This is a genomic window from Pseudomonas sp. UBA6753, assembly GCF_002453565.1.
In the GTDB taxonomy this organism is placed as follows: Bacteria; Pseudomonadota; Gammaproteobacteria; order Pseudomonadales; family Pseudomonadaceae; genus Aquipseudomonas; species Aquipseudomonas putida_Z.
Window position 1 is genome coordinate 30,459 of sequence record NZ_DKHD01000038.1, and the last position, 26,763, is coordinate 57,221.

The 26,763-nt window shown below is 66.0% G+C and carries 21 protein-coding genes; 8 read left to right on the forward strand and 13 right to left on the reverse strand.

All coding sequences use genetic code 11. From position 1 onward, the window contains the following. The first annotated feature begins 4 nt into the window (after positions 1-4). From B2790_RS16175 to B2790_RS16190, 4 genes are all read left to right on the forward strand, one after another. Complete coding sequence (locus B2790_RS16175; RefSeq protein ID WP_024086538.1) at positions 5-2,380, forward strand: efflux RND transporter permease subunit; 2,376 nt, start codon at positions 5-7, stop codon at positions 2,378-2,380. A 162-nt stretch (positions 2,381-2,542) separates the two neighbouring features. Next, a complete protein-coding gene (locus B2790_RS16180) occupies positions 2,543-2,833 on the forward strand; it encodes a DUF5629 family protein (protein WP_025338261.1) in 291 nt (96 codons plus the stop codon). After that, a complete protein-coding gene (locus tag B2790_RS16185; RefSeq protein ID WP_286919213.1) occupies positions 2,799-3,929 on the forward strand; it encodes a lactonase family protein in 1,131 nt (376 codons plus the stop codon). Before B2790_RS16180 ends, B2790_RS16185 begins: the two co-directional genes overlap by 35 nt. 122 nt (positions 3,930-4,051) lie before the next feature. Further along, positions 4,052-4,231, forward strand: coding sequence for a hypothetical protein (locus B2790_RS16190; protein ID WP_025338263.1), 180 nt, complete (start codon positions 4,052-4,054; stop codon positions 4,229-4,231). 121 nt (positions 4,232-4,352) lie between these two features. On the opposite strand, the gene B2790_RS16195 is transcribed toward B2790_RS16190, so the two are convergent. From B2790_RS16195 to B2790_RS16235, 9 genes are all read right to left on the reverse strand, one after another. Beyond that, positions 4,353-4,946 (reverse strand): glutathione S-transferase, encoded by a 594-nt coding sequence (locus B2790_RS16195; RefSeq protein WP_085589247.1) that lies wholly within the window; start codon positions 4,944-4,946, stop codon positions 4,353-4,355. Continuing rightward, the gene (locus B2790_RS16200; protein ID WP_286919214.1) at positions 4,943-8,587 is read right to left on the reverse strand and encodes an AAA family ATPase; all 3,645 of its coding nucleotides are present in this window, start codon (positions 8,585-8,587) and stop codon (positions 4,943-4,945) included. The genes B2790_RS16195 and B2790_RS16200 overlap by 4 nt, the downstream gene beginning before the upstream one ends. Beyond that, positions 8,584-9,822 (reverse strand): exonuclease SbcCD subunit D C-terminal domain-containing protein, encoded by a 1,239-nt coding sequence (locus tag B2790_RS16205; RefSeq protein WP_286919215.1) that lies wholly within the window; start codon positions 9,820-9,822, stop codon positions 8,584-8,586. The genes B2790_RS16200 and B2790_RS16205 overlap by 4 nt, the downstream gene beginning before the upstream one ends. 336 nt (positions 9,823-10,158) lie before the next feature. Continuing rightward, entirely contained in the window at positions 10,159-11,793 is a 1,635-nt protein-coding gene (locus B2790_RS16210) for a BatD family protein (protein WP_286101334.1), read from the reverse strand. Beyond that, entirely contained in the window at positions 11,790-13,508 is a 1,719-nt protein-coding gene (locus B2790_RS16215) for a vWA domain-containing protein (protein ID WP_286919216.1), read from the reverse strand. The genes B2790_RS16210 and B2790_RS16215 overlap by 4 nt, the downstream gene beginning before the upstream one ends. Then, positions 13,505-14,581 (reverse strand): vWA domain-containing protein, encoded by a 1,077-nt coding sequence (locus B2790_RS16220; RefSeq protein ID WP_015269460.1) that lies wholly within the window; start codon positions 14,579-14,581, stop codon positions 13,505-13,507. The genes B2790_RS16215 and B2790_RS16220 overlap by 4 nt, the downstream gene beginning before the upstream one ends. Then, positions 14,574-15,068, reverse strand: a complete 495-nt coding sequence (locus B2790_RS16225; protein WP_085693063.1) for a DUF4381 domain-containing protein — start codon at positions 15,066-15,068, stop codon at positions 14,574-14,576. Before B2790_RS16225 ends, B2790_RS16220 begins: the two co-directional genes overlap by 8 nt. A 13-nt stretch (positions 15,069-15,081) precedes the next feature. Next, positions 15,082-16,026: a DUF58 domain-containing protein gene (locus tag B2790_RS16230; protein WP_041506176.1), complete on the reverse strand. Its 945-nt coding sequence runs from the start codon at positions 16,024-16,026 to the stop codon at positions 15,082-15,084. A gap of 4 nt (positions 16,027-16,030) precedes the next feature. Beyond that, positions 16,031-16,990, reverse strand: coding sequence for an AAA family ATPase (locus B2790_RS16235; RefSeq protein WP_013971644.1), 960 nt, complete (start codon positions 16,988-16,990; stop codon positions 16,031-16,033). Between the two features lie 231 nt (positions 16,991-17,221). Here B2790_RS16235 and B2790_RS16240 point away from each other — a divergent pair, with 231 nt between their 5' ends. Beyond that, on the forward strand, positions 17,222-18,529 hold the full coding sequence (locus tag B2790_RS16240; protein WP_286919217.1) for a T6SS phospholipase effector Tle1-like catalytic domain-containing protein: 1,308 nt from the start codon (positions 17,222-17,224) through the stop codon (positions 18,527-18,529). Positions 18,530-18,660: 131 nt separating this feature from the next. Here B2790_RS16240 and B2790_RS16245 read toward each other — a convergent pair whose 3' ends face one another. The 3 genes from B2790_RS16245 to B2790_RS16255 form a co-directional block, all read right to left on the reverse strand. Continuing rightward, on the reverse strand, positions 18,661-19,554 hold the full coding sequence (locus tag B2790_RS16245; RefSeq protein WP_286919218.1) for a dihydrodipicolinate synthase family protein: 894 nt from the start codon (positions 19,552-19,554) through the stop codon (positions 18,661-18,663). A gap of 44 nt (positions 19,555-19,598) precedes the next feature. Continuing rightward, positions 19,599-20,381 carry an aldolase gene (locus tag B2790_RS16250; protein WP_075044181.1) on the reverse strand — a complete coding sequence of 261 codons (783 nt, stop codon included), beginning with the start codon at positions 20,379-20,381 and terminating at the stop codon, positions 19,599-19,601. Between the two features lie 223 nt (positions 20,382-20,604). Beyond that, the gene (locus B2790_RS16255; protein WP_286919221.1) at positions 20,605-21,465 is read right to left on the reverse strand and encodes a CAP domain-containing protein; all 861 of its coding nucleotides are present in this window, start codon (positions 21,463-21,465) and stop codon (positions 20,605-20,607) included. A gap of 143 nt (positions 21,466-21,608) precedes the next feature. Here B2790_RS16255 and B2790_RS16260 point away from each other — a divergent pair, with 143 nt between their 5' ends. After that, the gene (locus tag B2790_RS16260) at positions 21,609-21,905 is read left to right on the forward strand and encodes a DUF3144 domain-containing protein (protein WP_025338275.1); all 297 of its coding nucleotides are present in this window, start codon (positions 21,609-21,611) and stop codon (positions 21,903-21,905) included. Positions 21,906-22,063: 158 nt separating this feature from the next. Here B2790_RS16260 and soxR read toward each other — a convergent pair whose 3' ends face one another. After that, a complete protein-coding gene (gene soxR / locus B2790_RS16265; RefSeq protein ID WP_085589276.1) occupies positions 22,064-22,519 on the reverse strand; it encodes a redox-sensitive transcriptional activator SoxR in 456 nt (151 codons plus the stop codon). Positions 22,520-22,604: 85 nt separating this feature from the next. Here soxR and B2790_RS16270 point away from each other — a divergent pair, with 85 nt between their 5' ends. Both B2790_RS16270 and B2790_RS16275 read left to right on the forward strand, forming a co-directional pair. Beyond that, on the forward strand, positions 22,605-23,702 hold the full coding sequence (locus B2790_RS16270) for an efflux RND transporter periplasmic adaptor subunit (RefSeq protein WP_286919219.1): 1,098 nt from the start codon (positions 22,605-22,607) through the stop codon (positions 23,700-23,702). Then, positions 23,699-26,763, forward strand: a 3,065-nt coding sequence (locus B2790_RS16275) for a MexW/MexI family multidrug efflux RND transporter permease subunit (protein ID WP_286919220.1), incomplete at its 3' end; no start/stop codon positions are given. The genes B2790_RS16270 and B2790_RS16275, both read left to right, overlap by 4 nt.

Consider the following 26,763-nt stretch of genomic DNA (forward strand, 5'->3'; position numbering starts at 1 on the left):
CACCATGCACCCGCATCACCAGGACAAGGCCACGCTGCTCGAACGCCTGATCTTCAACAATCGCCCCGTGGTCATCGCCCTGTGCGTACTGGTCAGCATCTTTCTGTTCTGGCAGGCCACGCAGATTCGCCCGTCCACCAGCTTCGAGAAGATGATCCCGCTGCAGCACCCGTTCATCGAGCAGATGATGGAGCACCGCAACGACCTGGCCAACCTCGGCAACACCGTGCGCATCTCGGTGGAGGCCGTGAATGGCGACATCTTCGACAAGGACTACATGGAGACCCTGCGGCAGATCCATGACGAAGTGTTCTACATCCCTGGCGTCGACCGTGCCGGGTTGAAGTCGCTGTGGAGCCCCAGCGTGCGCTGGAGCGAGGTCACCGAGGAAGGCTTTTCCGGTGGCGAGGTGATCCCCAACACCTACAACGGTTCGCAGGACAGCCTCGACACCCTGCGCGACAACGTGCTCAAGTCGGGCCAGGTGGGGCGCCTGGTGGGCAACAACTTCAAGTCCAGCATCGTCGACGTGCCGCTGCTGGAGAGCTACCCAGACCCGCAGGACCCTGGCAAGCAGGTGAAGCTGGATTACCAGCAGTTCTCGCACCAGCTGGAAGAAAAGATCCGTGACAAGTTCCAGGCGCAGAACCCCAACGTGAAGGTGCACATCGTCGGCTTCGCCAAGAAGGTCGGCGACCTGATCGACGGCCTGGTGATGGTGGCGATGTTCTTTGGCGTCGCCCTGGCCATTACCTGGGTGCTGCTGTACTGGTTCACCTGGTGCATCCGTAGCACCATCGCCGTGCTCATCACCACCCTGGTGGCGGTGGTCTGGCAGCTGGGCCTGATGCATGCGGTGGGCTTTGGCCTGGACCCGTACTCGATGCTGGTGCCGTTCCTGATCTTCGCCATCGGCATTTCCCATGGGGTGCAGAAGATCAACGGTATCGCCCTGCAGTCGAGTGACGCCGACAACGCCCTGACCGCCGCCCGGCGCACGTTCCGCCAGCTGTTCCTGCCGGGGATGATCGCCATTCTCGCCGACGCCGTGGGCTTCATCACCCTGCTGATCATCGACATCGGGGTGATTCGTGAACTGGCCATCGGCGCTTCCATCGGTGTGGCAGTGATCGTGTTCACCAACCTCATCCTGCTGCCGGTAGCCATCTCCTACGTCGGCATCAGCAAGAAGGCCGTCGAGCGCAGCAAGCAGGACGCCACCCGCGAGCACCCGTTCTGGCGCCTGCTGTCGAACTTCGCCAGTGCCAAGGTGGCGCCGGTGTCGGTGGCCCTGGCGCTGGTCGCCTTCGCCGGTGGCCTGTGGTACAGCCAGAACCTGAAGATCGGCGACCTCGACCAGGGCGCGCCGGAGCTGCGCCCCGATTCGCGCTACAACCAGGACAACAACTTCATCATCAGCAACTACTCGACCAGTTCCGACGTGCTGGTGATCATGGTCAAGACCCCGCCGGAAAGCTGCTCGATCCACTCGACCATGGCGCCGATCGACGAGCTGATGTGGACCATGCAGAACACCCCGGGCGTGCAGTCGGCAATTTCCCTCGTGACCGTGTCCAAGCAGGTGATCAAGGGCATGAACGAGGGCAGCCTGAAATGGGAAACCCTGTCGCGCAACCCGGACATCCTCAACAACTCCATCGCCCGCGCCGATGGCCTGTACAACGGCGACTGCTCGCTGGCGCCGGTGCTGGTGTTCCTCAACGACCACAAGGCCGAAACCCTGGAGCGGGTCACTGCCGTTGCCAAGGCGTTTGCCGACAGCCACAACAAGGAAGGCCTGCAGTTCCTGCTGGCGGCGGGCAATGCCGGGATCGAGGCGGCGACCAACGAGGTGATCAAGTCGGCCGAGCTGACCATCCTGATCCTGGTGTACATCTGTGTGGCGGTGATGTGCCTGATTACCTTCCGCTCGTTCGCCGCCACCCTGTGCATCGTCCTGCCGCTGGTGCTGACCTCGGTGCTGGGCAACGCGCTGATGGCCTACATGGGCATCGGGGTCAAGGTGGCGACCTTGCCGGTGGTGGCGCTGGGTGTGGGCATTGGCGTGGACTATGGCATCTACATCTACAGCCGGCTGGAAAGCTTCCTGCGTGCCGGGTTGCCGTTGCAGGAGGCTTATTACGAGACCCTGCGCTCGACTGGCAAGGCAGTGCTGTTCACCGGCTTGTGCCTGGCCATCGGCGTGTGCACCTGGATCTTCTCGGCGATCAAGTTCCAAGCCGACATGGGGCTGATGCTGACCTTCATGCTGCTGTGGAACATGTTCGGTGCGCTGTGGCTGCTGCCGGCGCTGGCAAGGTTCCTGATCAAGCCTGAGAAGATGGTGGGCAAGGAGGGCGGGTCGATTTTTGCCCATTGAATTGCAGGGGCCGCTTTGCGGCCCATCGCCGGCAAGCCAGCTCCCACAGGTACAGCGCAAGCCTCCAGATTTGTGCGATCCCTGTGGGAGCTGGCTTGCCGGCGATGGGCTGCAAAGCAGCCCCATGGCTATAATGCCAACTCATTTCAGATTGGTACCCCCATGTCCCCCCTCGCCACCGCCCTGCAGTCCTGCGACATGCTCCTGATCGACGGCCTGCACGCCTTCGACTTCACCTCCGATGAATCCGGCCTCACCATCGAATGCATGGACGGCCGCCAGCTCCGCCGCTGGTCCTTCACCCCCGAGCAGATCACTGCCGCCATCGCCGTGGGTGACGAGTGGCAACTCGACGATGCCAACGGCGAGCATCGGCTAGTCTGTATGAGTGCCTTTCGTGCCCCGGATGATGACGAAGATGAATCGGATCTGGACGAGCCTGCTGACCGCTAGCCTGATGAGCATGACCCTCCACGCCCACGCCGCCAGCTTGCTGGTGGGCAGCTACACCGATGGCGCCAGCCAGGGCATCTACCGCTATCAGTTTGACGAAAAGACCGGCCATATCGGCCCTGCGCCGCAGCAGGTGGTGAAGAGTATCAGCCCTTCGTGGCTGGTATTGTCGGCCGATCAACGCCAGCTGTTCGCGGTCAATGAAACCCCGAACGGCCATGCCAGTAGCTTCAGCGTCAGTGCAAAAGGCGAGATCAAGCCCATCAACCAGGTGGCCAGCCAAGGTGACGAGCCGACTCACGCCAGCCTCAGCCAGGACCAGCGTTATCTGTTCGTGGCCAACTACGCAGTCAAGCCCGACCCTGGCGGCAGCCTGGTGGTAATCCCGGTGGCCAAGGACGGCAAGCTCAAGCCGGTGGTGCAACAGGCCCGGCACAAGGCGAGCGGGGTCAACCCCGAGCGCCAGGCCGGCGCCCATGTGCATTCGCTGGTGCTGTCACCCGACGGCCGCCACCTGTATGCCAGCGACCTGGGTGCCGACAAGGTGTTCATCTACCGCTACGACGGTGCCAGCGCAGACCACCCGTTGACGCCGGCGATCCCCGCGTCGGTGGACCTGCCGCCGGGCAGCGGGCCGCGCCACCTGTTGTTCGACGCCAAGGGCCGGCACGCCTACCTGACCCTGGAAATGAGTGCCGAGGTGGTGATGTTCGATGTGCAGGAGGGCAACCTGGTCGAACGCCAGCGCCTGCCCCTGACCGAGAGCAAGGAGGCTGCGGCGAAAGCGGCAGGTGGCTTGCACCTGTCGGCAGACGGGCGCTTCCTGTATGTGAGCAACCGAGGCACGGCCAACGAGATCGTGGTGTTCAGCGTGGGCAAGCAGGATGGCCAGCTGACATTCCTGCAGCGCCGTTCGGTGGAGGGGGATCATCCCCGCGAGTTCGCCCTCGACCCGAGCGACAACTTCTTGCTGGTGGCCAACCAGAAGAGCAACCAGATCGTAGTGATACGCCGCGATCCGCGCAGCGGCAAGCTGTTGGAGACGGTGCAGACGCTGAAGCAGGATGCGCCGTCGGACCTGAAATTCATCGAGTGATATCGATCGGCGTGATAATCGATACTGCCGCAATGAATTTTTGCCTGCGGCTTCGGCGGCGTAAGTTTGACCCAAGGCCCAAACGGGCCAACGTCAAACCACCGCCGTCGAGGTCAGCCCAGATGAACTTCAATCTCTTCCCGGTCATTGCCGCATCCGCCATTTCCGCTTCGGTCGTATTGCCGACGCATGCCCATGCCGACAGCAGCGGCAAGGCGTCCGCCACCCATAGCTACACCGAACAGTACCTGCGCCAGAGTGCCAACTTCCATGCGGCATTGAGTGGCAAGCACAACCACTGAATCCTGTACTGGCCCTATCGCCGGCAAGCCAGCTCCCACAGGGGTTGAGCAGGCCTCAGGTCCAGCGCCGTACCTGTGGGAGCTGGCTTGCCGGCGATAGGGCCAGTACAGGAAACAGGGTTCATTTGGCCATTACGGCCTTGAACAGCTCCGAAGCCAACCACCCCTCCAGCCAGCTCCGCACCCGCGGATAAGCCGCCTCGGCGAACCACTGCGGTTCGACCCCGGCAAACTGGCGCATCAGGGGCAGCAACGCGGCATCGGCAATGCTCGGGTGCGTGGCCAGCAAGTAGGGCCTGCCTGCCAGCAGGCCTTCGAGCTCCGCCAGCCAGGCCTCGGCCTGCTGGCGGTAATGCTCGCGGGTATGCTCGGGGTAGCGCTCGGCATACTTGTACAGGTTCACCTGCGCCTTGAACGTGCTGTCGTTGCGCGCAATCAGTGTTTCAGCCTGCTGCGCCGCCACAGGGTCGGCCTGCAGCCGCCAGTCCTGCGGGTCGTTTTGCTCCAGCGCCCAGCGCATGATGTCCAGGCTTTCTTCGAGCACCCCGGCACCGGTATCCAGTACCGGCACCGTTCCCTTGGGTGACAAGGCCAGCAGCTCTGCCGGCTTGTTTTTCATCGCTACCTCGCGAATCTCCACCTCGCACCCCGCATAGCGCAGGGCCAGGCGCGCGCGCATGGCCCAGGGGCAGCGGCGGAACGAGTAGAGGATCACCCACACACCTCCACGTCACTCAGGCCATTGCCTTGGCGGCGTACCTGGATCTGCACCGGGATGCGTTCGTGCATTTCCTGCACGTGGGAAATCACCGCCACCTTGCGGCCCTGGGCCTGCAAGCCGTCGAGTGCATCCATTGCCAGTTGCAGCGACTCGGGGTCGAGGCTGCCGAAGCCTTCGTCGATGAACAGCGATTCGATGCGCAGCGTGCTGGAGGCCATCGAGGCCAGGCCCAGGGCCAGGGCCAGCGATACCAGGAAGGTTTCCCCGCCAGACAGCGAGTGCACCGAACGCAGTTCGTCACCCATCTCGGTGTCCAGCACCAGCAGGCCGAGGGCGCTGCCGCCGCGCTTGAGGCGGTAGCGGCGGGCCAGCTGGCGCAGCTGGGCGTTGGCGTGGTGCAGGAGCAGGTCGAGGTTGTAGCCCTGGGCGATCTTGCGGAACACATCGCCCGAGGCCGAACCGATCAGGGCGTTCAGGCGAGCCCAGCGTTGCCACTGCTGGTGGGCCTGTTCGATTTCCGCCGCCAGCGCCTGGTGCGCCTGTTGGCGACGCTGATCATCGGCCTGCTGTGCACGCAGTTCGGCGCATTGCTGCTCATGGCCGGCCAGGCGTTCACGCAGTTCGGTCAGGGCCTGTTCCAATGCGTCGGCCGAGGTGTCCACAGTCATTTGCGCGGCATGTTGCTGCAGGCGTTGTTCACGTTCCTGCAGCAGCACGCGGCCCTGTTCGATGGCCTTTTCGGCGCCTTGCAGGCGCTGGCGCAGCTCATTGACTTGTACGTCCTCCATGCCCAGCAGGCGATCCAGGCCGGCGTCGTCCAGTTCCGGGTGTTCTGCGCGCCACTGGGCGATCTGGCCCTGCAACTGCTGGCACTCGGCGTCCAGCGCCTGCTGCTGCTGGGTGTTGGCCTTGAGTTCGCTGGCCAGTTGCACGCCTTGGGTACGCAGCTCCTGCAGGCGCTGGGCAGTGTCGGCGTCGAGGGCGCGGGCCTGCTCCAGCGTGGCGTCCATGTGCTGTTGCCAGGCTTCGGCGCTTGCGTGCTCGCCAAGCAGTTCGCCAAGCGAAGCCTGGGCCTGTTGGCGCTGCTCGTCGAGGGCGGCAAGTTTCTGCTGCAGCTGCTGCTGGGTCTGCACGCGTGCCTGCTGCTGGTCGCGCAGCTTGTCCAGCTGGGCCTGGCGGGCTTGCTGTTCTTCCTGTTCGTCCTTGCGCTGCTCCAGTTGCTGCAGGCGTTGGGCGATCTGCTGATCCAGGGCGAGGAAGGCATTGGCCGGGTCGTCGTTCAAGGCCTTGAGGGCCTCTTCGGGCAATACGCCGGCAAGGTCCTCGAGGCCTTGCTGCAACTGCTGCTCGTCGCTGGCCAGGGCCTGGTGCTGTTGCTCCAGGTGGCGTTGGGCTTGCTGTTGCGCCTGCTGGGCGGCCTGCAGTTGCTGGTTGAGACGGGCTGCATCTTTTTGCAGGGCGAGCAGGGCGCTCTGGCGTTTCTCGTCCTGGGCGATTTCTTCGTCCAGGCGCCGCAGCTGGCTGTCGAGCCAGGCACTGCGGGCCTTGTCGTCCTGCGGGGCCAGGGCCGGCCACAGGCTGTGCGCCTGCACCTGGGCCACCAGCGGTTGCAGCTGTTCGCCCAGTTGCTGCTGTTGCTGCTGGAAGTCCTTGAGCTGGGCGTTGACCACGCCCAGCTGGGTGCGCAGCTCCACCAGCTTGCTGTTGAGGGTTTCGACCTGCTTCTGCGCGGCATCTTCTTCGGCCTGGTCATGGCGACCCAGGCTTTGCAGCAGCGCTTCAGGCTGGTGGAACGGGTGCTCGGCGCTGCCGCACACCGGGCAGGGTTCGCCGTCGCGCAACTGGCCGCGCAACTCTTCGACGCTGGTATTGCGTGCCAGGCGCTGGCGTTCCAGCAACTGGCGGGTGAGGTTGAGCGCTTGCTCGGCGGCTTCCAGCTCGGCCTTGGCGGCGGTGCCTTCGGTAATCAGTTGCTGGCGCTGCTGCATGGCCTGCTGCTGACGCACGCGCACGGCCTCCAGCTGCTGGCGCAGTTCCAGTTCACGGCCATGCAGGCGTGACAGCTCTTCCACGGCGCGCTGCTGCTTGCGGTTGTCCTGCAGCATGCCGCCCAGCAGGTCGATCTGTTCTGCCAGGGCCTGGGGTTCGGCCTTGGCTTCGCGGAACAGCAGCTCGAAGGCATCGCGCTCGGCCTGCAAGTGCGCATTGGCCTGGCTGGCCTGGGCCTGCAGGCCGGGCAGCTCTTCACGGCCCTTGGCCAGGCGGCCACCGATCAGCATCACTTGCTTCAGTTGCGGCAGGTAGGCGTGCCAGGCATTGGCCAGGCCCGCCAGGTGCTGGCTGTCGGCGAGCGCGGTATCGATCTGCGCCAGTTGCTGCAGGCTGCGCTGCTGGTTGTCTTCCAGCTGCTGCAGGTGCTGCTGGCCTTCGGCGACCTGCTGCTCGGCCTGCTGGCCGGCGCTGCGCTGTGCTGCCAGCTCCTGCTCCAGACGGGCCAGGTTGTCCTGGGCGGCGAAGGCCTGGCGCAGGCGAGGGGCGTTCTCGCTGTGTTGGGCCTGGCTATCGGCAAGCGCCTGACGCGCGGCGTCCAGCGCCTGTTCGAGCTCGCTGGTGCGCACTTGCAGCTCGGCTTGCTGCTGCTGTTGCTCGGCGATCTTCGCTGCCAGCGGTGCCAGTTGCGCGGTCAGTGTCTGCTGGCGGTGGAACTGGTGACGTTGCGGGGCCAGGCGCTCCAGGCGCACGAGGTCCAGGCGCTGCTCAGCCAGTTGTTGCCAGCCCTGTTCGGCGGCCTGCAGCGCGGTGCCGGCTTCGGCGTGCTGGGCCTGCAGCTGGCGCTGCTCGTTCAGCCAGTTGCGTTGCTGCTCCAGCTGGCGCTCGCCGGCCTGGTCGGCCTTGAACTGCTGCTGCGCCTGTTCCAGGCGCTGGTCGAGCTCGGCGCGGGCTTCGGCGGCCATCGGCAGCAGGTGGCTGGCACGGTCCTTCAGGGCATTGTGGGCCTCGCCGGCTTCGCGTGCCTTGCTGAAGGCCCGCTGGCCCAGGCGGGTGTAGATGGCGGTGTTGGTGAGCTTTTCCAGCAGCTCGCTGCGTTCTTTGTCGTCGGCCTTGAGGAAGGCGCCGAATTCGCTCTGGGCCAGCATCACCGCGCGGGTGAACTGTTCGAAGTTCAGGCCCAGGCGGGCTTCGACCAGTTGCTTGTATTCGTTCTTGCCGCTGCCCAGTACCTGCTCGCTGTCCAGGTCATAGAAGCTCTGGCGGCTGTGCTGCAGCTTGCCGTTGGCCTTGTCGCGGGCGCGGTTGGCTTCCCAGCGGGCGCGGTAGCGGCGGCCATCGATGCCGACGAAATCGACTTCGGCAAAGCCGCTGCCGGTGCCGCGGCGCAGCAGGTTGCGCGGGTCGGAGGTAGGGATCTCGCCGTCTGCATCCGGTACCTTGGCCTCGCGGCCAATGTCGTTCAACCGTGGCACGGTGCCGAACAACGCCAGGCACAGGGCGTCGAGCAGGGTACTTTTACCCGCCCCGGTAGGCCCGGTGATGGCGAACAGGCCGGCGCTGGCCAGCGGTTCGGCAGTGAAATCGATATCGACTGGGCCGGCCAGGGATGCCAGGTTCTTCAGGCGGATGGCAAGAATCTTCATGGCTGTTCCTCTTCCTGCTGCACGTCCTGCAACAGCAGGGCGAAGTCGGCCAGCGCCTGTTCGTCGGCGGGGTTGCCATAGGCCTGCTCCCAGGCGCGGCTGAACAGGTCCTGCGGGGTCATCTGGGCCAGTTCGACAAAGGCCAGGTCATCGTCTTCGGCATTGTTGCGGCCGGCGTATTCGGCGCTGATGCGGATCAAGCGCACGGCCTTGCCTTCCAGTGCGGTTTCGATCTGCTGGCGCAGGTCGGGTTGCGGCTCGTCCAGTATCACCCGCACCTCCAGCCAGGGCTGGCGGTTGGGGTCTTCGAGCAGGTCGATCACTGGCAGGTCGGCCAACTGCTCCAGCAGTTCGCCCAGTGGTGCCGGGCCGACCCGTTGCAGGGCCACGGCGCGCGGTACCGGGCGCGGTTCGACGCTGACCAGGCCGGTGCCGTCCAGCTCCACTTCCAGCACCTGGTGCGGGTAGTTGATTTCGGCGAACGACAGCGGGATCGGCGAGCCGCTGTAGCGGATGCGTTCTTCGCGGTTGACCTTCTGCGGCTTGTGCAGGTGGCCCAGGGCGACGTAGCTGATGGCCTTGTCGAACAGCTTGGCCGGCAGCGCCTCGGCGTTGCCGATGATCAGGCTGCGCTCGGAGTCCTCCGACACCGCGCCACCGGCCATGTGCGCGTGGCTGATGGCGATCAGCGCCTGGTCCTTCTTGCGCTTCTTTTGCGCGGCGGCGATCAGCTGCTGGTGCACCTGGGTGATGCCTTGCAGGTAGTCGTCGCCCAATTGCGGGCCGGTCACCTCGGCCGGGCGCAGGAAGGGCAAGGCCACGCACCAGGCGGCGACCTTGCCACGGCCGTTGGTCAGCGGAATCAGCAGGCGCTCGGCGTCCAGCTGGCCCTCGTCCAGCCAGTGCACACGGCCCAGGGCATGGGTGCGCAGGCGGCGCATCAGCGCCGCGGGCAGCTCGATGCGCGAACCGGAGTCGTGGTTGCCGGCGATCATCACGATGTCCAGCTTCGGCTGTTGTTCGTGGGCCTGGACGATGAAGTCGTAGAGACGTTCCTGGGCTTTGACCGGCGGGTTGACCGTGTCGAAGATATCGCCGGCGATCAGCAGCGCATCCGGCTGGCGCAGGCGCAGCTGGCCGAGCAGCCAGTCGAGGAAGCAGGCGTGTTCGAAGTCGCGTTCCTGGCCGTGCAGGCTTTGGCCCAGGTGCCAGTCGGAGGTATGAAACAGACGCATGGATGACCTGTTGGTGTCGAGTCGAGCAAGCGGGGAAAGGGCGGTATGGTAACCCAAGCATGGGGCTAACAGGTGCTCGCCTGAAAGTGTGTCGGCGAACACCTGGCAGCCTTGATGCGATCACGCTCCTACAGGGGCCGCGCTTGTCTTGGGGCTGTGTCCTAAGCGGGTTGATCCTGAAGCATTGGGGTGCAAGTTCAGAAATATCTTACGGTGGCACCGGCTGCGCCGGTGTTCGCGGGCACGCCCGCTCCCACAGGTACAGCGCAAGGTTCTCGGCGGGCGCGGTTACTGTGGGAGCGGGCATGCCCGCGAAGAGGCCCGCACAGCAACCACTTACTTGGGATAGAGCGGCGGCAGGCTGCCGTTCTCGCCGGTCGGCAGCAAAACTTGCTCAGCCGGCGGAATCGTACCGATCGCCCGCCACAAATCCTCACCCTGCCAATACTGCCCGCTCTCGCTATACAGCGCCCCGTTCAACCCATCCAGTGCATCCGACAACGGCACGAACCGCGCCGCCATCTCGGCCAGGGTCTCCGGCTGCTGGCGAGCCCAGGCGTCCAGCGCCTGGCGGGTTGCCTGCGGGTCGTTGGCCTGGCACGCGCGCTTGAGATCATCCAGCAAGGTACGCGGGCTCGGCCCGGCCTGCGCGGCGCGCAGCACCGCTGGCTGCGAGCGGGCGCGCCACCACAGGGCAAAGCCCAGCAAGGTGGTGAGGGCGAACACCAGGGTGGCCAGCTGCCAAGGCCACAGCAAGCTGCTGGCACTGCTGTTGTCACCAACCGGGGTGTCGGCGCTCAGCGCCGGGTTGTCCTGCACGTTCAGCGTGCGCGCCGGCAAGCTGCTGTGCTCCAGGTGGTCTTCGCGGGTGTTCCACCAGGCCACTTCCAGCGCCGGTAGGGCCAGCGCACCGCTGTGGGTCGGCACCAGGGCTTCGCGCTCTTCGCGGTTGGCGGTCATGCCGCGCTCGCTGATTTCGTTGCGCAGCAACGGCTGGTCGGGGTAACGGCGCAGGCCGGTGATTTCGGTGGCTGGCAGCGGCGGCAGCTGGGTGCTGGACAAGCCTTCGGCACGCAAGGTGATGTTGCGGGTCAGCGAGTCGCCAATCTGCACCTGCTGGTTGCCAGGGTCGGGGTTCCAGTGCTCTTCCAGGGTCAGGCTGCGGGCCGGTAGCCATGGCACGCCAGCAGGCCAGGCCGCCGGAATCGGCCGCACGGCCAGGCGCAATGGCAGCGAGCTGACCTGCACCTGGTGGCCGGCCCGGGCCGTGCCGTTGGCTTGTGGGGCTTGGTCCGGGCTGGCGGCGGCGGTGGCGGTGAAGGTCAGTGGCGGGATTTCGAGGGTGCCGCTTTGCTGGGCATACACGGCATAGCGGGTTTCGATCACGCCGTGGCGGACGCCGTTAATTTCTTTTTCATAGGTGCGCGATTCACCCAGCGGTTCGACTTTGGCGTTTTCCAGTTGCAGCGGGCTGAGGCTGCTGTCGTCGTACAGTGCCACCGAATGGTAGATGCGCAGGGTGAGCACGGCTTGGGCCTGGACGTAGACCTCGCTGCTGTCGAGCGTGGCTTCGATGAACACCTGCGAGGCACTGTCCTGGCGGCTGGCATCGGCCTGCAGCACTTGCAGTTCGATGGCCTGGCTGTGCGACTGGCCCAGTTGCAGTTCGGGGATGCGCAGGCTGCCGCTGCGCCGCGGCAGCAGGGTGATGATCCAGCGGGTGCTGGCGCGGGTTTCGCCGTCGAGGCTGTGCAGGCTGTTCAGCTGGCGCGTGCCGCGCACTTCGAAGTCACCCTCCAGCGCGCGCAGGTCGGGCTTGCCGAACTGGGTGACGTCCTGGCTTTCCAGGGTCAGCTCCAGGCTTTCGCCGGCTTCCAGGCGGGTACGGTCGACGCTGGCGCGCAGCAACGGTTCGGCCTGGGCCAGCACGGCCCACAGCAGACTGAGGAGAAAGACGCCGAAGCGACTCATCGTGGGGTTTCCTGATGCAATTGCTGTTCATACCAGAATTTGCGCCGCAGCAGCTCCGCCGGGTTGTCGGGGATCTCCCGCAGCCATTGTTCCAGGGCCTGGCGCTGTTCGGCATCGAGGCTGGTCGATACCGGGCGCTGCGGCGGCTGGATGACGCTGTCATCCGCGCCCGCCTGGTTGCCGGGCGCTACCTGGCTGTTGTTGCTGCCTTCGCCGGGCTGTTCGGCGCTGGCTTGTTCGTCGTTGCCGGGCGTGCCCTGGGCCGGGCTGCTGGCCGAGCTGCTGTTGCCTTCGGTTTCGCTGCCGGGCGTGCCTTGGGCATCGCTGCTGGCTGGTTGTTCCTCGGCCTTGGCTTCGCGCTGCTGCAGCAGTTGCTGCACCAGTGCCTGGTTGTCCAGCGCCGCTTGCAGGTCGGGCTGGCGTTCCAGGGCTTGTTCGTAGGCGTCCAGGGCGGCTTCCAGTTCACCGCTATGGGCCAGGGCATTGCCTCGATTGTAGTGGGCGGCGGCAGTGTCGCCTTGGGAAAAGGCTTCGGCGGCGCCAGCATAGTCGCCCGCCTGGTACAGGGCCATGCCGCGCCATTGCGGGTCCTGGAACTGGCGCGCGGCACTGGCCGGGCGGTTCTGCTCCAGCAGGCGCTGGCCTTGCTGGTCGGGGCGCAGCCACAGGTCGTTGAACTCGAAGGCCTGGCTGGGCTGGGGCAGGGCCAGCAGCAGCGGCAGGCAGAACAGCCAGCCGCGTCGGCCGGCACAGGCGGCCAGCAGCAACAGCGGCAGCAGCAGCCAGTAACCCTGGTCGGCCCAGCTGTCCAGTTGCAGGGTCTGGCCGTCATTGCGCCCGGCGCGCGGGTTGTCGAACAGGCCCAGGCCACGCAGGTCGAGGTCGTCGATGCGGGCATGCCGGTAGCGCCCGCCGGTGCCGCTGATGAAGCCCTTGAGGCTGGCGCTGTCCAGGCGTGGCAACAGGATGCCGCCCTGGTCGTCCTTGAGGTATTCGCCATTGGCCTGGCGCACCGGTGCGCCTTCGCGGCTGCCGATGCCCAGCATCAGCAGGCTCGGGCCCTGGCGGCCGAGGGCCTGGGCGATGCCTTGGCGCTCCGGGGCGCTGAGCGACGAGCCTACCAGCAGCAGGCGGCCCTGGCCCAGGCCGCTCTGGGCCAGCAGGGCCAGGCCTTTTTGCACGGCCAGGTCGGCGCGCTGGCCGGGTTTGGGCATGATCGACGGGTCGATCGCCTCGAGCAGGTTGCGGCTGGTGGCCAGGTCATCGGACAGTGGCACCAGAGTGTGCGCGGAGCCAGCGTAGACCACCAGCGCGGTCTGGCTGTCGCGGCGGTGCTCCAGAAGGTCGAGGATCTTGCGCCGCGCCTGCTCCAGGCGGTTGGGCGGGCTGTCCTCGGCGAGCATCTGCGGGGTCAGTTCGAGCAGGATCACCAGCGGGTCGGCCGGGCGCTGGCGGCTTTCTTCCACGCGCTGCCAACTGGGCCCGAGCAGCGCCAGGATCACCAGCACCCAGGCCAGGCCCAGCGCCACCCACGGCAGCTTGCTGGTGCTGCCGCTGCCACCGCCAAGCAGGACGCCATGGAACGCCGGCGGCAGAATCATCTGCCAGCGCCCGGCGCGCTTGCGCCGGTGCCACAGTTTGTACAGCAGCCAGGCGAGCAGGGGCACGGCCAGCAGCCAGAGCGGGCGCAACCATTCGGGCCACAGTTCGATCATCGCCGCCTCCTCAGGCGCAGGCGCTTCAGGCGCTGGCGCCATTCCGGGTGCGGTTGCAGGAAGCGCGGCTTGCGCAGCAGGCGGTGCAGCAGGTTGTCGGGCCATTGCACGGCCAGCACCAGCAGCACGCTCAGCAACAAGGCCAGGGCCAGGGGCCAGGCATACAGGGCCTTGGCCGTGCGCGCCTGGGTCGGTTGCTGGGCCACCGGTTCGAGCTGGTCGAGGGTGTCGCCGATGGCGTCCAGTTCGGCGCCGTCATGGGCGCGGAAGTAGGTGCCGTGGGTGATGTCGGCAATTTCCTTGAGCGAGGCTTCGTCCAGGTCCAGGCTCGGGTTCAGGCCGAGCAGGCCAGGGGTGCCACTGGCTTCGGGGTTGGCACCGATGCCGATGGTGTAGATGCGCACGCCTTCCTGGGCGGCCAGGCGGGCGGCAGTCAGCGGGTGGATCTGCCCGCCGTTGTTGGCGCCGTCGGTGATCAGCACCAGCACCCGGCTTTGTGCCGGGCGTTGGCGCAGGCGCTTGACCGCCAGGCCAATGGCGTCGCCGATGGCGGTATTCTTGCCGGCGATGCCGATCTGCGCTTCGTCGAGGAAGGTGCGCACGGTGCGCCGGTCGAAAGTGAGCGGCGCCTGCAGGTAGGCCTGGCTGCCGAACAGGATCAGGCCCACGCGGTCGCCCTCGCGGTCCTGCAGGAAGTCACCGAGCAGCGCCTTGACCAGGTCGAGGCGGCTGATTTCTTCGTTCTGCCACTGCATGTCGGGGAAGTCCATCGACCCGGACACATCCACCGCCACCAGCAGGTCGCGGCCGCTGGCAGCCACTGGCACCGGCTCGCCCAACCATTGCGGGCGGGCGGCGGCGCACAGCAGCAACAACCAGATGACGACAAAGGGCGCCTGCTGGCGCCAGGTCGGCAGGTTGAGCCGCGCGCGGCGCCCGGCCAGGCCTTCCAGTTCGTCGAGGAAGCCCACCTTGAGCACCGGTTCGCCGCTGTCGGCGGCCGGCAGCACCAGGCGCGCCAGCCACGGCAGCGGCAACAGGGCGAAGACCCACGGCCAGGCCAGTTCAAACATGCTTGCGAATCCAGGTTTCGACGGCTTGGCTGAGCCCGGCGATGGCCTTGTCGTCGAGCTTGCACTCGGGTTTGTAGGCGCCTTCGACCAGTACCATCCAGCGGGTCAGGCCGGCGGCCGGGCAGCGGTTGTCGAGAAACGCCAACCACTGGCGGCCGTTGAGGGTATGGCTGTTGGCACCCGGGTAGTGGCTGCGGCACAGGCGCTTGAGCAGGGCGTTGATCTGTTGCAACCAGGCCCCGGCCGGGGCGCCGTCGTAGGGGCGCGGCAGGCGCGCCAGTTCGGCCAGCGCTTCCACGCGCACCGGGTCCAAGGGTTGTTCGGCGCGCACGATGCGGCGTTTGCCCGGGCGCCAGTGGCGCACCCGCCACAGGCCCCAGGCCAGCAGCGGCATCACGGCCAGCAGCAGCCACCAGCCGGGTGCCGGTGGCCACAGGCCGATCGGCGCGGGGGCGATCAGCGGCTGCAGTTGGTCAAGCGGGTTCATTGGCCGCTGCTCTTCATGACGCGCTCCGTGGCCGCTGGGCGTTCAGGTACTCGCGCAGTTGCTCGATCATTTCGCTTTGGGTGCTCAGTGGCATCAGCAGCACGCGCAGCTTTTGCGCCATCAGCTCCCAGCGCTCGATGCGCGCTTCGGCCTGCTGGCGGTAGGCCTGGCGCAGGTTGGCGTCCAGGGTGTCGAGCTCCAGCTGCGCGCTGCGCTGGGCGAAGCGCAGCAGGCCGGCGGCGGGCAGGGCGTGGTCGAGCGGGTCGGACACCGGCATCAGCAGCAGGTCGCAATGGCGCGAGAGCATGGCCAGGTGCTGCTCCACCTGGGCAGTGAGCGAGCGCTCATCGCAGATCACGATGGCCAGGCTGCCGGGGCGCAGCACTTCGCGGGCGCGGCGCAGGGCCAGGCCCAGGCTGTCGGCCCCGGGCGTGGCCTCGGTGTGCAGCGCCTGGTTGACCTTGGCCAGGCGGTTGAGCAGTTGCAGCAGGCTCTGCTTGCTGCGCCGGGGCTTGATTTCGTGGTGTTCGTTGTCGCCGAACACCAACCCGCCGATGCGGTCGTTGTGGCCCAGCGCGGCCCAGCCGAACAGCGCGGCGGCCTGGGCGGCCAGCACCGACTTGAACATCAGCCCCGAGCCGAAGAACAGCCGTTGGCTCTGCTCGACGAGGATGAAGATGGGCCGTTCGCGCTCTTCGTGGAACAGCTTGGTGTGCGGTTCCTGGGTACGCGCGGTGACCCGCCAGTCGATGTTGCGCACATCGTCGCCGGCCTGGTAAACGCGCACCTGGTCGAAGTCCACGCCGCGCCCGCGCAGCTTGGAGTGGTGCAGGCCCACCAGCGGGCTGCGCTGGCCGGGCCGGGAAAACAGCTGGATTTCGCGCACGCGGTGGCGCATGTCGATCAGCTCGGCAAGGCCGATGCGGATGCCGGGTTCGGCCAGCGACGCTGTGGGCATGGGCTCAGGCAACGGCGACGACGTCGAGGATGCGCTGGACCACGCGGTCCTGGTCGATCCCTGCCGCCTCGGCCTCGAACGAGAGGATGATGCGGTGGCGCAGCACGTCGAACAGCACCGCCTGGATGTCTTCGGGGCTGACGAAATCGCGCCCGGCCAGCCAGGCGTGGGCGCGCGCGCAGCGGTCCAGCGAAATGGAACCACGCGGGCTGGCGCCGTAGGCGATCCAGTCGGCCAGTTCGGCATCGAACTTGGCTGGGGTGCGGGTGGCCATCACCAGTTGCACCAGGTATTCCTCTACCGCGTCGGCCATGTACAGGCCGAGGATTTCCTTGCGGGCGGCGAAGATCGCCTGCTGGCTGACCCGGCGCTCTGGCTTGGTCTCGCCGCCCAGGGCTTCACCACGGGCCTGCAACAGGATGCGCCGCTCTACCGCAGCGTCGGGGAAGCCGATTTTCACGTGCATCAGGAAGCGGTCAAGCTGGGCTTCGGGCAGCGGGTAGGTGCCTTCCTGCTCGATCGGGTTCTGCGTTGCCATCACCAGGAACAGCGGCGACAGGTCGTAGGTGCTGCGGCCCACGCTGACCTGGCGTTCGGCCATGGCTTCGAGCAGTGCGGACTGTACCTTGGCCGGGGCGCGGTTGATTTCGTCGGCCAGCACCAGGTTGTGGAAGATCGGCCCCTGCTGGAACACGAAGCTGCCGGTTTCCGGGCGGTAGATTTCGGTGCCGGTGATGTCGGCCGGGAGCAGGTCGGGGGTGAACTGAATGCGATGGAACTGCGCCTCGATGCCTTCGGCGAGCTCTTTGATGGCCTTGGTCTTGGCCAGGCCCGGCGCGCCTTCGACCAGCATGTGGCCGTCGGCCAGGAGCACGATCAACAGCCGCTCGACCAGTTTCTCCTGGCCTAGGATCTGGGAAGAAAGAAAGGTGCGCAGCGCGATCAGCGCTTCACGGTGTTCCATCGGTGACGGTTCCTGGTATGGGGCCGCAGGCGGCTGGAAGCAGCTGCCCTGGCAAGGGGTAATACTTTAATCCATCCGGGGGGGTGGCGACCAATGGCGGCAGGGAAATTTATCCTTGCCCGGGGCCATGCAGGTCCGGAAATGTCCTGCATATGGCTGGCCATTGGCTGATGTTCCGCGGCGGTGTGCTGGCGCCTGCTTGTGCTTTTTGTACAAGCAGGAGGCAGGACAATGGACCTGAACAGCTGTAGCACTGCACGCATCACGCCGGTCACTCTGCGTTTTGGCGTGTTCTTCGATGGCACTGGTAACAATCTGAACAATGTGATGCCGGTGGATGCACCGGTGGGTAAAGGGGGCAGTTATGCCAATGCCTTGAGCAACGTGGCCCTGTTGCATGCGCTGTATCCGGTGCAGGGGGCCAATGCTGACGGGACCATGGCGTTTCTGAAGCGCTATGTCGAGGGCGTGGGCACCCTGGCGGGGGAGGCGGATCATGCCTATGCCTCGGCCACCGGGTGTGGGCGCTGGGGGGCCGAGGCGCGGGTCGCCGAAGCCTTGGCGGGCATTGCCGGGCAGTTGCGGGACTGGGGCCAGGCGCACCCACAGGCAAGGCTCGAGCGGGTCGAGTTCGACCTGTTCGGTTTCAGCCGGGGCGCGGCGGCTGTGCGGCATCTGGCCAACCTGCTGCATGATGGCGGCGGCAGCCTGTTGGCTGCGCCCTGCGGCATCGTCATCAACTTCATCGGCCTGTTCGACACGGTGGCGGCGATCATCGCGCCGCTGCAGGGCGACTTCGACCCCGCCGACGACCGCCATGGTGGCTTGCGCCTGGGCCTGGGTGCGGGCATTGCCCGGCAAATGGTGCAACTGGTGGCGGGGGACGAGCAGCGGCACAACTTCCCGCTGGTGCGCAGCGGCCATGACATCGTGTTGCCAGGCGTGCACTCGAACATTGGCGGTGGTTACCCGGATACCACGCAAGAGCAGGTGCTGCTGTGCAAACCGCAGTCACAGCGGGTGCCGCTGAGAATGCGCGTCGAGCACACGCGTGTGCATGCAACAGTCAGTGCGTTGCTGGCGTCGTCGTTTGGTGAAATGGGCGCGCCCAGGCCGCGTGTGCTGGCCTGGGAGGAGCCGATTGCCGGTGGCCTGCCTAGCGAGGCGCAAAAGCAGGTTTATGCGGCGGTGTACCGCGAGCGGGAAGTGGCGGGGCAGCTTTCCCGGGTGTACCTGAGCATCATGCGTGAGTTGGCGGTGCGGGCGGGTGTGCCGTTTGCGCCGTTGGGCGGGCAGGCTGAGCATCGGTTGCCGGAGGAGTTGCTGGGCATCAGCCGCAAGTTGCATGGGTTTGCCTTGGGTGAGAGTGAGCAGCCTGGGTTGACCGAGGATGAGCTGCGTTTGTTGCGCGACAGGTATGTGCATGCGTCGGCGAACTGGAATGCGTTGAAGGGGTTGCGTAACAGTGTGCTGGATGTGCTGTTCGTCGATCGGCCGGGGGCAGCAGGGCGGGTGATGCATGCCAACCCGGTCGCTTGAGTCGTCTGTGGGCGTGGGTTTGCATGGCACCGGCTGCGCCGGTGTTCGCGGGTGAACCCGCTCCCACAGGTCCTGCGTCAACCCTGAGAGCGGCGCGATACCTGTGGGAGCGGTCTTGCGGCTGCGATGGTTCAGTCAGCCGCGCCCAGGGCGTCCAGCAGGCCCTTCAGGTACGCGCTGCCTTGCGCATCCAGCGGCTGCAGGGGCAGGCGTGGAGCGCCGACATCCTGGCCGAGCATCTTCAAGCCGGCTTTGATGGTGGTGGGCAGGCCACGGCGGGTGATGTATTCCAGCAGTTCGTACTGGCGGTAGAACAACGCGCGAGCTTCAGCCAGGTCGCCTTGCTGCACCGCGTCCCACAGCGCCAGGTTCAGCGCCGGGATCAGGTTGGGCGCGGCAGTGCACCAGCCGGTGGCACCGGCCACCAGGGCTTCCAGGGTGAGCGGGTTGCAACCGTTGTAGAAGGCCACCTGGCCATCGGTGGCCTTGAACAGGCGGTGCATGCGCTGGATGTCTCCGGTGCTTTCCTTGACCATCGTCACATTGGGCACTTCGCCGAGGATGCGCAGGATCAGCTCCACAGACAGGTCGGTGCCGCTGGTGCCCGGGTTGTTGTAGAGCATGATCGGAATGTCGATGGCCGCGCCCACCGCCTTGTAGTGGGCGACCACTTCGGCTTCGGTGAGCTTCCAGTAGGAGATGGGCAGCACCATCACCGCCGTGGCGCCGCAGGCCTGTGCCAGGCGGGCGCGCTGCACGGTGCGTGCGGTGGTCAGGTCGGAGACGCTGACCACGCTGGGCACGCGGCCGGCAATGCGTGCCAGGCTGAAGCGCACCACTGTTTCCCATTCGCTGTCGGACAGGTAGGCGCCTTCGCCGGTGCTGCCCAGCGGTGCGATGGCGTGCACGCCGTCGGCGATCAGGCGGTCGATGGACGTGCCCAGGGCATCCAGGTCGAGCGTGCCGTCTGTCGTGAAGGGAGTGATGGTGTAGCCGATAACGCCGCGAATTACAGGTGTAGACATAACCAGGCACCTCTGCCGTTGTTGGGGAAAGAGTACAGCTTCAGTCAGCCCAGGCAGTCGCCATGGGCACGCAAGGCACGGCGCGCGTAATAGCTGAACGCGGCACCATGACGTTTGGGGGTGGAGATCCAGTCGTGGGCTTCCTTGCCCAGGGCATCCGGGATGGGGCGGATGTCACCGGCACCCATGGCCAGCAGCTGCATCTTGGCTGCGCGCTCGAATAGCAGGGCGAGCACGCAGGCTTCCTCGATCGAGCGGCCGGCGATCAGCAGGCCATGGTGGGAAAGCAGGATCGCGCGCTTGTCACCGATCGCCCTGGAAATGATTTCACCTTCTTCGTTGCCCACCGGTACGCCGGGCCATTCCTTGAGGAACGCGCAGTCGTCGAACAGCGGGCACAGGTCCATGTGCGAAATGGCCAGTGGCACTTCCAGCATCGACAGGGCGGCGCTGTGCAGCGGGTGGGTGTGGATGATGCAGTTGACGTCGGGGCGTGCGCGGTACAGCCAGCTGTGGAAGCGGTTGGCCGGGTTGGCCATGCCGCGGCCTTGCAGCACGGTGAGGTCTTCGTCGACCACCAGCAGGTTGGAAGCGGCGATCTCGTCGAAGCCCAGGCCGAGTTGTTGCGTGTAGTAGGTGCCAGGCTGCTCGGCGCGGGCGGTGATCTGCCCGGCCAGGCCGGAGTCGTGGCCACCGTCGAACAGGATGCGGCAGGTGAGGGCGAGTTTTTGTCGAGGGGTGTAGGTGTTGTCGGCCAGCGCCGTCAGCATCTGCTGCTGGGCGAGTTTGACGAGTTGGTCCTTGGGGGTCTGCATGGTGGTCGTCATGGGCGGTACCTGCATGGGGAAGGGCGATGGGATTGCTGATCGGCGAGGACGCCATCAGGACACAATCGCGATATTAATGACACAAAGTGTCATATGCAAGCGATGTGTCATCGCCAGCGCCAGTCATCTGAGACTGCGAGGGGGGAGGTATGGCGGGGTTGTCAGAGGTGGTGCAGGCAACGATCGGCAGGCCAGCCCTGGTCACAGGGCTGGCACGTACTCTTCAAGGCGCGCCGAACAGCATCGTCCAGTAAACGCCGTTATCGCTACGCGAGTTCTCGGCAAAGGCCGCACCCACCTGGGTAAACATCGGGTTCATCAGGTTGGCGCAATGCCCGGGGCTGGCCAGCCAGCCTGCCATCGCCTTGCTCGGTGACCCTTGGCCTGCGGCAATGTTCTCGCCGATCTGCCGCCCACGGTAGCCGGCATCCCATGCCCGATCTGCGGGTAGATCACCGTCGAGGTCGCGGTGCGCGAAGAAATTGTCGTTGGCCATCGCCCGGCTGTGGCGCTGCGCCGCCGTTCCCAGAGCGGTGTTCCAGGCCAGCGGGCGTGCAGCGGCAAAGCGCTTGCGACCACACAGGCGTGGTTTCGCCCGTGCAGCGTTCACCTGTGCCAGCAACGCGTTGCTGGCCGATCGCCTATCGCCAAGCTGGGCATCGAGCAGGGGCCGAGCCAGCAGCACCCGCCACTCGTTGCGTGAGCGACTGACGCCGATATCGGCATATTGGCTATCGAGCAGGGCCGTGCAGTAGTCGCTGCGCAGCATTTCGAAGGCCTCCTCGGCATCTTGCGCGCCGACCAGGCGGATGGCCCGCACCTTCACCGCCTGATACCCCGCAGCCTTCAATCCTTCCCGCAACGCCCCGCCGTAGCCGATCGGCAACGCCAGTTTCGGCTTAAGCACCAGCGGCGTCGAACCCCGAATAATGCGCCGCTCGCAGCGTTGTGGCTGGGTGCGATAGTCGTTGATGGCTGCGACCAGTTGCCTTTCCCCGCTGGCATGGGCGGGGTTGGCGAACAGGTGGAAAAAAGGAATGAGGCAGAGCGAGACAAAGGGGGAGCGACGGATTGCGTGGCGCATGGGGTGAATGGCTCTGGTGAATGGCGGCGGCAAGGCCGAATTTAGGGCTCGGCTAAGACTGTGCGCCTCAATACAGGTTCACGTGTACGGGGTACAATTTTTCGCGGGTACTCAACTTGAATGCTGCAACAAGGTAAACCGCAATGACACAAGCTACCGATCAGGCTTTTTACGACCGCGCGGATGCGCATATCGAACTGGCGAACCAGCAGATCGAGAAAATCGAAGACCTGGGCAAGGTCAGTGCCTCACTGACCTTCGGCGCCTCGCGCTTCAATGCCTGGATGAGTGCCCGCAGTTTCAAGACCGGTGCGGAGTTGGCTGCCGCGCGGGAGGAGCTGTTGAAGTATTTCTGCGAGCAGTACCGGATGATGCTCGAGGACAACCTGGACGAGCACATCGAGCATTTTGACCGGTATGTGTTGGGTAAAGGCGACTGAACCATGGGGGCGCGAACTCATGGAACTGCACAAGGCTCATTGAGTTAGCAGGGACCCTGTGGGAGCGGCTTTAGCCGCGAACACCGGCGCAGCCGGTGCCATGCACCGCGTTGGATTCTTCGCGGGTAAACCCGCTCCCACAACAGGCCGCGCATGCCTTATCGGGTCTTCTTCTCCAGAATCCGCGCCCCGGTACCTTCCTTGCCCAGCACATCCTCGGGGTTGCGCAGCGGGCAATCTTCCAGCGACAGGCAACCGCAACCAATGCAGTTGTCCAGGCTGTCGCGCAACGCTTCCAAAGTACGAATGCGGGCGTTCAGGTCTTCGCGCCAGGCGGTCGACATCTCGCCCCATTGCGCCGCCGTGAGCTTGCTGTTGGGCGCATAGCGGCTGAAAGCCTGCTTGATCTCCTCAAGCGGAATACCCGTGCGCTGCGCCACCTTGATGATGGCCAGCGTGCGCAGCACCAGTGAAGGATAGCGGCGCTGGTTACCCGCCGTACGGACGCTGGCGATCAGCCCCTTGGTCTCGTAGAAGTGCAGCGCAGAAACCGCCACGCCGCTGCGTTTGGCCACTTCCCCTACCGTTAGCATCCGTGTGTTGTCCGCTGCCATGCCTGTTGACCTCAAGTTAACTCGAGCTCTTATAGTCCTGCCCGATCTTCCCCGCAACCGCTTTCCCTGATGATCGGAGCACTGCATGAACAAAAGGACGTTACTGGCCTGGGCTGGCGCTGTTGCAGGTGTGCTGGCCGCTGCCTATGCATTGGTCGGCAGTGGCTCGGCGCCGCCGGCTGCGGCGGCATGGCCGGCGACCAAGGTGGCGCTGGCCACGGCCGAGCAGGTGCAGCTGGCACGACAGAACTTTGCCTCGGGGGAGCTGGAGGCGGTCAACCAGGTACAGGTGGCGGCCGAGACGGCGGGGCGCATCACCCGCATCGCCTTCGAGTCGGGGCAATGGGTGAGTGCAGGGCAATTGCTGGTACAGCTGAACGATGCCCCGGAGCAGGCCCAGCGCGTGCAGTTGCGCGCCAGGCTGCGCAATGCCGAAGTGGTGCTGCAGCGCAGCCGCAAGCTGCGCGCGGTGAACGCCGTGTCACAGGAGCTGCTCGACAATGCGGCCACCGCCGTGGACGTGGCCAGCGGTGAGCTGCAGCATGTCGAGGCGCTGATCGCGCAGAAGGCGATACGCGCGCCGTTTGCCGGCAAGCTCGGCATTCGCCGGGTGCATCAGGGCCAGTACCTGAGCGCCGGTGAGACCATCGCCAGCCTGGCCGACATCAGCCAGCTGCATGTCAATTTTTCCCTGGGCGAACAAGCCGCCCCCGAAGTGCACGTGGGGCAAATGCTGGCGCTGACGGTGGATGCAGTGCGCGGGCAGGACTTCCAGGCCCGGGTGGTCGCGGTGGACCCGGTGGTGAGCAAGGCGCGCCTGGTGCAAGTGCAGGCGGCCTTGCCGAACCCGGGCGGGCAGTTGCAGCCGGGCATGTACGCCGGCGTGCGCCTGGATGCCGCGCAGCCGTCAAGCGTGCTGGCCGTGCCGGAAACCGCGATCACCTACACCGCCTACGGGCAGACGGTGTTCGTCGCTACCCGGGACCCGGAACAGGGCACCCGGGTCAGCCGGGTGCGGGTGACTACCGGTGAGCGCTGGCAGGGGCGGGTGGAGATCACCTCAGGCCTGACGCCCGGTGACCAGGTGGTGGTTTCCGGCCAGCTGAAACTGAGCGACGGCATGCCGGTCGAGCCTGTGGCGCAGGACAGCCTGCAAGCCAGCCAGGGAGGGCGGCAATCGTGAAGTTCACCGACCTCTTTGTCCGCCGCCCGGTGCTGGCGCTGGTGGTCAGCAGCCTGATCATCCTGCTGGGGCTGTTTGCCATGGGCAAGCTGCCGATCCGCCAGTACCCGCTGCTGGAAACCTCCACCATCACCATCAGCACCGAGTACCCCGGCGCCTCTGCCGAGCTGATGCAAGGCTTCGTGACCCAGCCGATCACCCAGGCGGTGTCGTCGGTCGAGGGCATCGACTACCTGTCCTCGTCGTCGCAGCAGGGGCGCAGCCTGATCACCTTGCGCATGGTGCTCAACCGCGATTCGACCCAGGCGCTTGCCGAGACCATGGCCAAGGTCAACCAGGTGCGCTATCGCCTGCCGGAAAAGGCCTACGACCCGGTGGTGGAGCTGTCGGCAGGTGACTCCACGGCGGTGGCCTACGTGGGCTTTGCCAGCGAAACCTTGTCGATACCCGAACTGAGCGATTACCTGTCGCGGGTGGTGGAACCGCAGTTCTCCGGCATCGACGGTGTGGCCAAGGTGCAGTCGTTCGGCGGGCAGCGCCTGGCCATGCGCCTGTGGCTGGACAGCGAGCAGATGGCCGGGCGCGGGGTGACGGCCGCCGACGTGGCACAGGCGGTACGAGCCAACAACTACCAGGCGACGCCGGGGCAGGTGCGTGGGCAGTACGTGCTGGCCGATATCCAGGTGGACACCGACCTGACCCGGGTCGAGGACTTCCGCGAGCTGATCATCCGCAACGATGGCACTGACCTGGTGCGCCTGCGCGATGTCGGCACTGTCGAGCTGAGCGCGGCGGCCACCCAGACCAGCGCCACCATGAACGGCAAGCCCGCCGTGCACCTGGGGCTGTTCCCCACCCCGACCGGCAACCCGCTGGTGATCGTCGAGGGTATTCGCCAGCTGCTGCCGCAGATCCGCCAGACCCTGCCACCCGGGGTGGAGGTGGCGCTGGCCTACGAGACCGCGCGCTTCATCGACGCCTCGATCGACGAGGTGCTGCGTACCCTGGTGGAAGCCATGCTGATCGTGGTGCTGGTCATCTGGCTATGCCTGGGTTCGCTGCGCAGCGTGGTGATCGCGGTGGTGGCCATCCCGCTGTCGATGCTCGGTGCGGCGGGCCTGATGCTGCTGTTCGGCTTCAGCCTGAACCTGCTGACCTTGCTGGCGATGGTGCTGGCCATCGGCCTGGTGGTGGACGATGCCATCGTGGTGGTGGAGAACGTGCACCGCCATATCGAAGAGGGCAAGTCGCCGGTTGCCGCGGCACTGGCCGGGGCGCGGGAGATCGCCGGGCCGGTGATCGCCATGACCCTGACCCTGGCCGCCGTATACGCGCCGATCGGCTTGATGGGCGGGCTGACCGGCACGCTGTTCCGTGAGTTTGCCCTGACCCTGGCGGGGGCGGTGATCGTTTCCGGCATCGTCGCGCTTACCCTGTCGCCGGTGATGAGCTCGCTGTTGTTGCAACCCGGCCAGCAGCATGGCGCCATGGCCAACATGGCCGACCGCCTGTTCGGCATGCTGACCGGGACCTACGGGCGAGTGCTGGCCTACACCCTGTCGCATCGCTGGATCAGTGGTGGTGTGGCGCTTCTGGTGTGCCTGAGCCTGCCTTGGTTGTACCTGCTGCCGCAGCGCGAGCTGGCCCCGCCCGAGGACCAGGCGGCGGTGCTGACGGCCATCAAGTCGCCGCAGCATGCCAGCCTGGATTATGTGGAGCGCTTTGCCCTGAAGCTGGACCAGGTGATGAAGTCCCTCGCCGAAACCACCGACACCTGGATCATCAACGGCACCGACGGCCCGGCCGCCAGTTTCGGCGGCATCAACCTCAGCGCCTGGCAGGCCCGCGAGCGTTCCGCCGCGCAGGTGCAGGCGCAGTTGCAGCAGGCCGTGGCGGACATCGAGGGCAGCAGCATCTTCGCCTTCCAGGTGGCCTCGCTGCCGGGTTCCAGCGGTGGCTTGCCGGTGCAGATGGTGTTGCGCAGCGCACAGGATTACCCCGAGCTGTACCAGACCATGGAGGTGATCAAGCAGCGTGCCCGCGACAGCGGCCTGTTCAGCGTGGTGGACAGCGACCTCGACTACAACAACCCGGTGGTCAAGGTGCGCATCGACCGCGCCAAGGCGGCCAGCCTGGGCATCAGCATGCAGGCCATCGGCGAGTCGCTGGGCGTGCTGGTGGGCGAACAGTACCTCAACCGCTTCGCCCTGTTCGGGCGCTCCTACGACGTGATCCCGCAAAGCATCCAGGACCAGCGCCTGACGCCGGCGGCGCTGAACCGCCAGTACGTGCGCGCCGAAAACGGCAGCCTGGTACCGCTGGCAACGGTGGTGCACCTGGACATCGAAGTGGCGCCCAACCGCTTGCTGCAGTTCGACCAGCAGAACGCCAGTACCCTGCAGGCGATCCCGGCGCCCGGTGTGTCGATGGGGAATGCCGTGGCATTTCTCGAACAGCTTGCCGCCGAACTGCCACCTGGCTTCAGCCATGACTGGCAATCGGAATCGCGCCAGTACGTGCAGGAGGGCTTTGCCCTGATGTGGGCGTTTCTCGCCGCCCTGGTGGTGATCTACCTGGTGCTGGCCGCGCAGTACGAAAGCCTGGTGGACCCGCTGATCATCCTGGTGACCGTGCCGCTATCGATCTGCGGTGCGTTGCTGCCGCTGGCGCTGGGCTGGGCCACGCTGAATATCTACACGCAGATCGGCCTGGTGACCTTGATCGGCCTGATCAGCAAGCACGGCATCCTGATGGTGGAGTTTGCCAACGAGATCCAGGTGCGTGACAACCTCGACCGTGCCGCCGCCATCGTCCGCGCCGCGCAGATACGCCTGCGGCCGGTGCTGATGACCACGGCGGCGATGACCTTCGGCGTGCTGCCGCTGCTGTTCGCCACTGGCGCCGGGGCCAACAGCCGCTTTGGCCTGGGGGTGGTGATCGTGTGCGGGATGCTGGTGGGGACCTTGTTTACCCTGTTTGTGCTGCCGACGATCTATGCCTTGCTGGCGCGAGACCATCGGGTGACCACGGTGCGGGGGCAGCAGTTGGCGGAGGCTGAGCG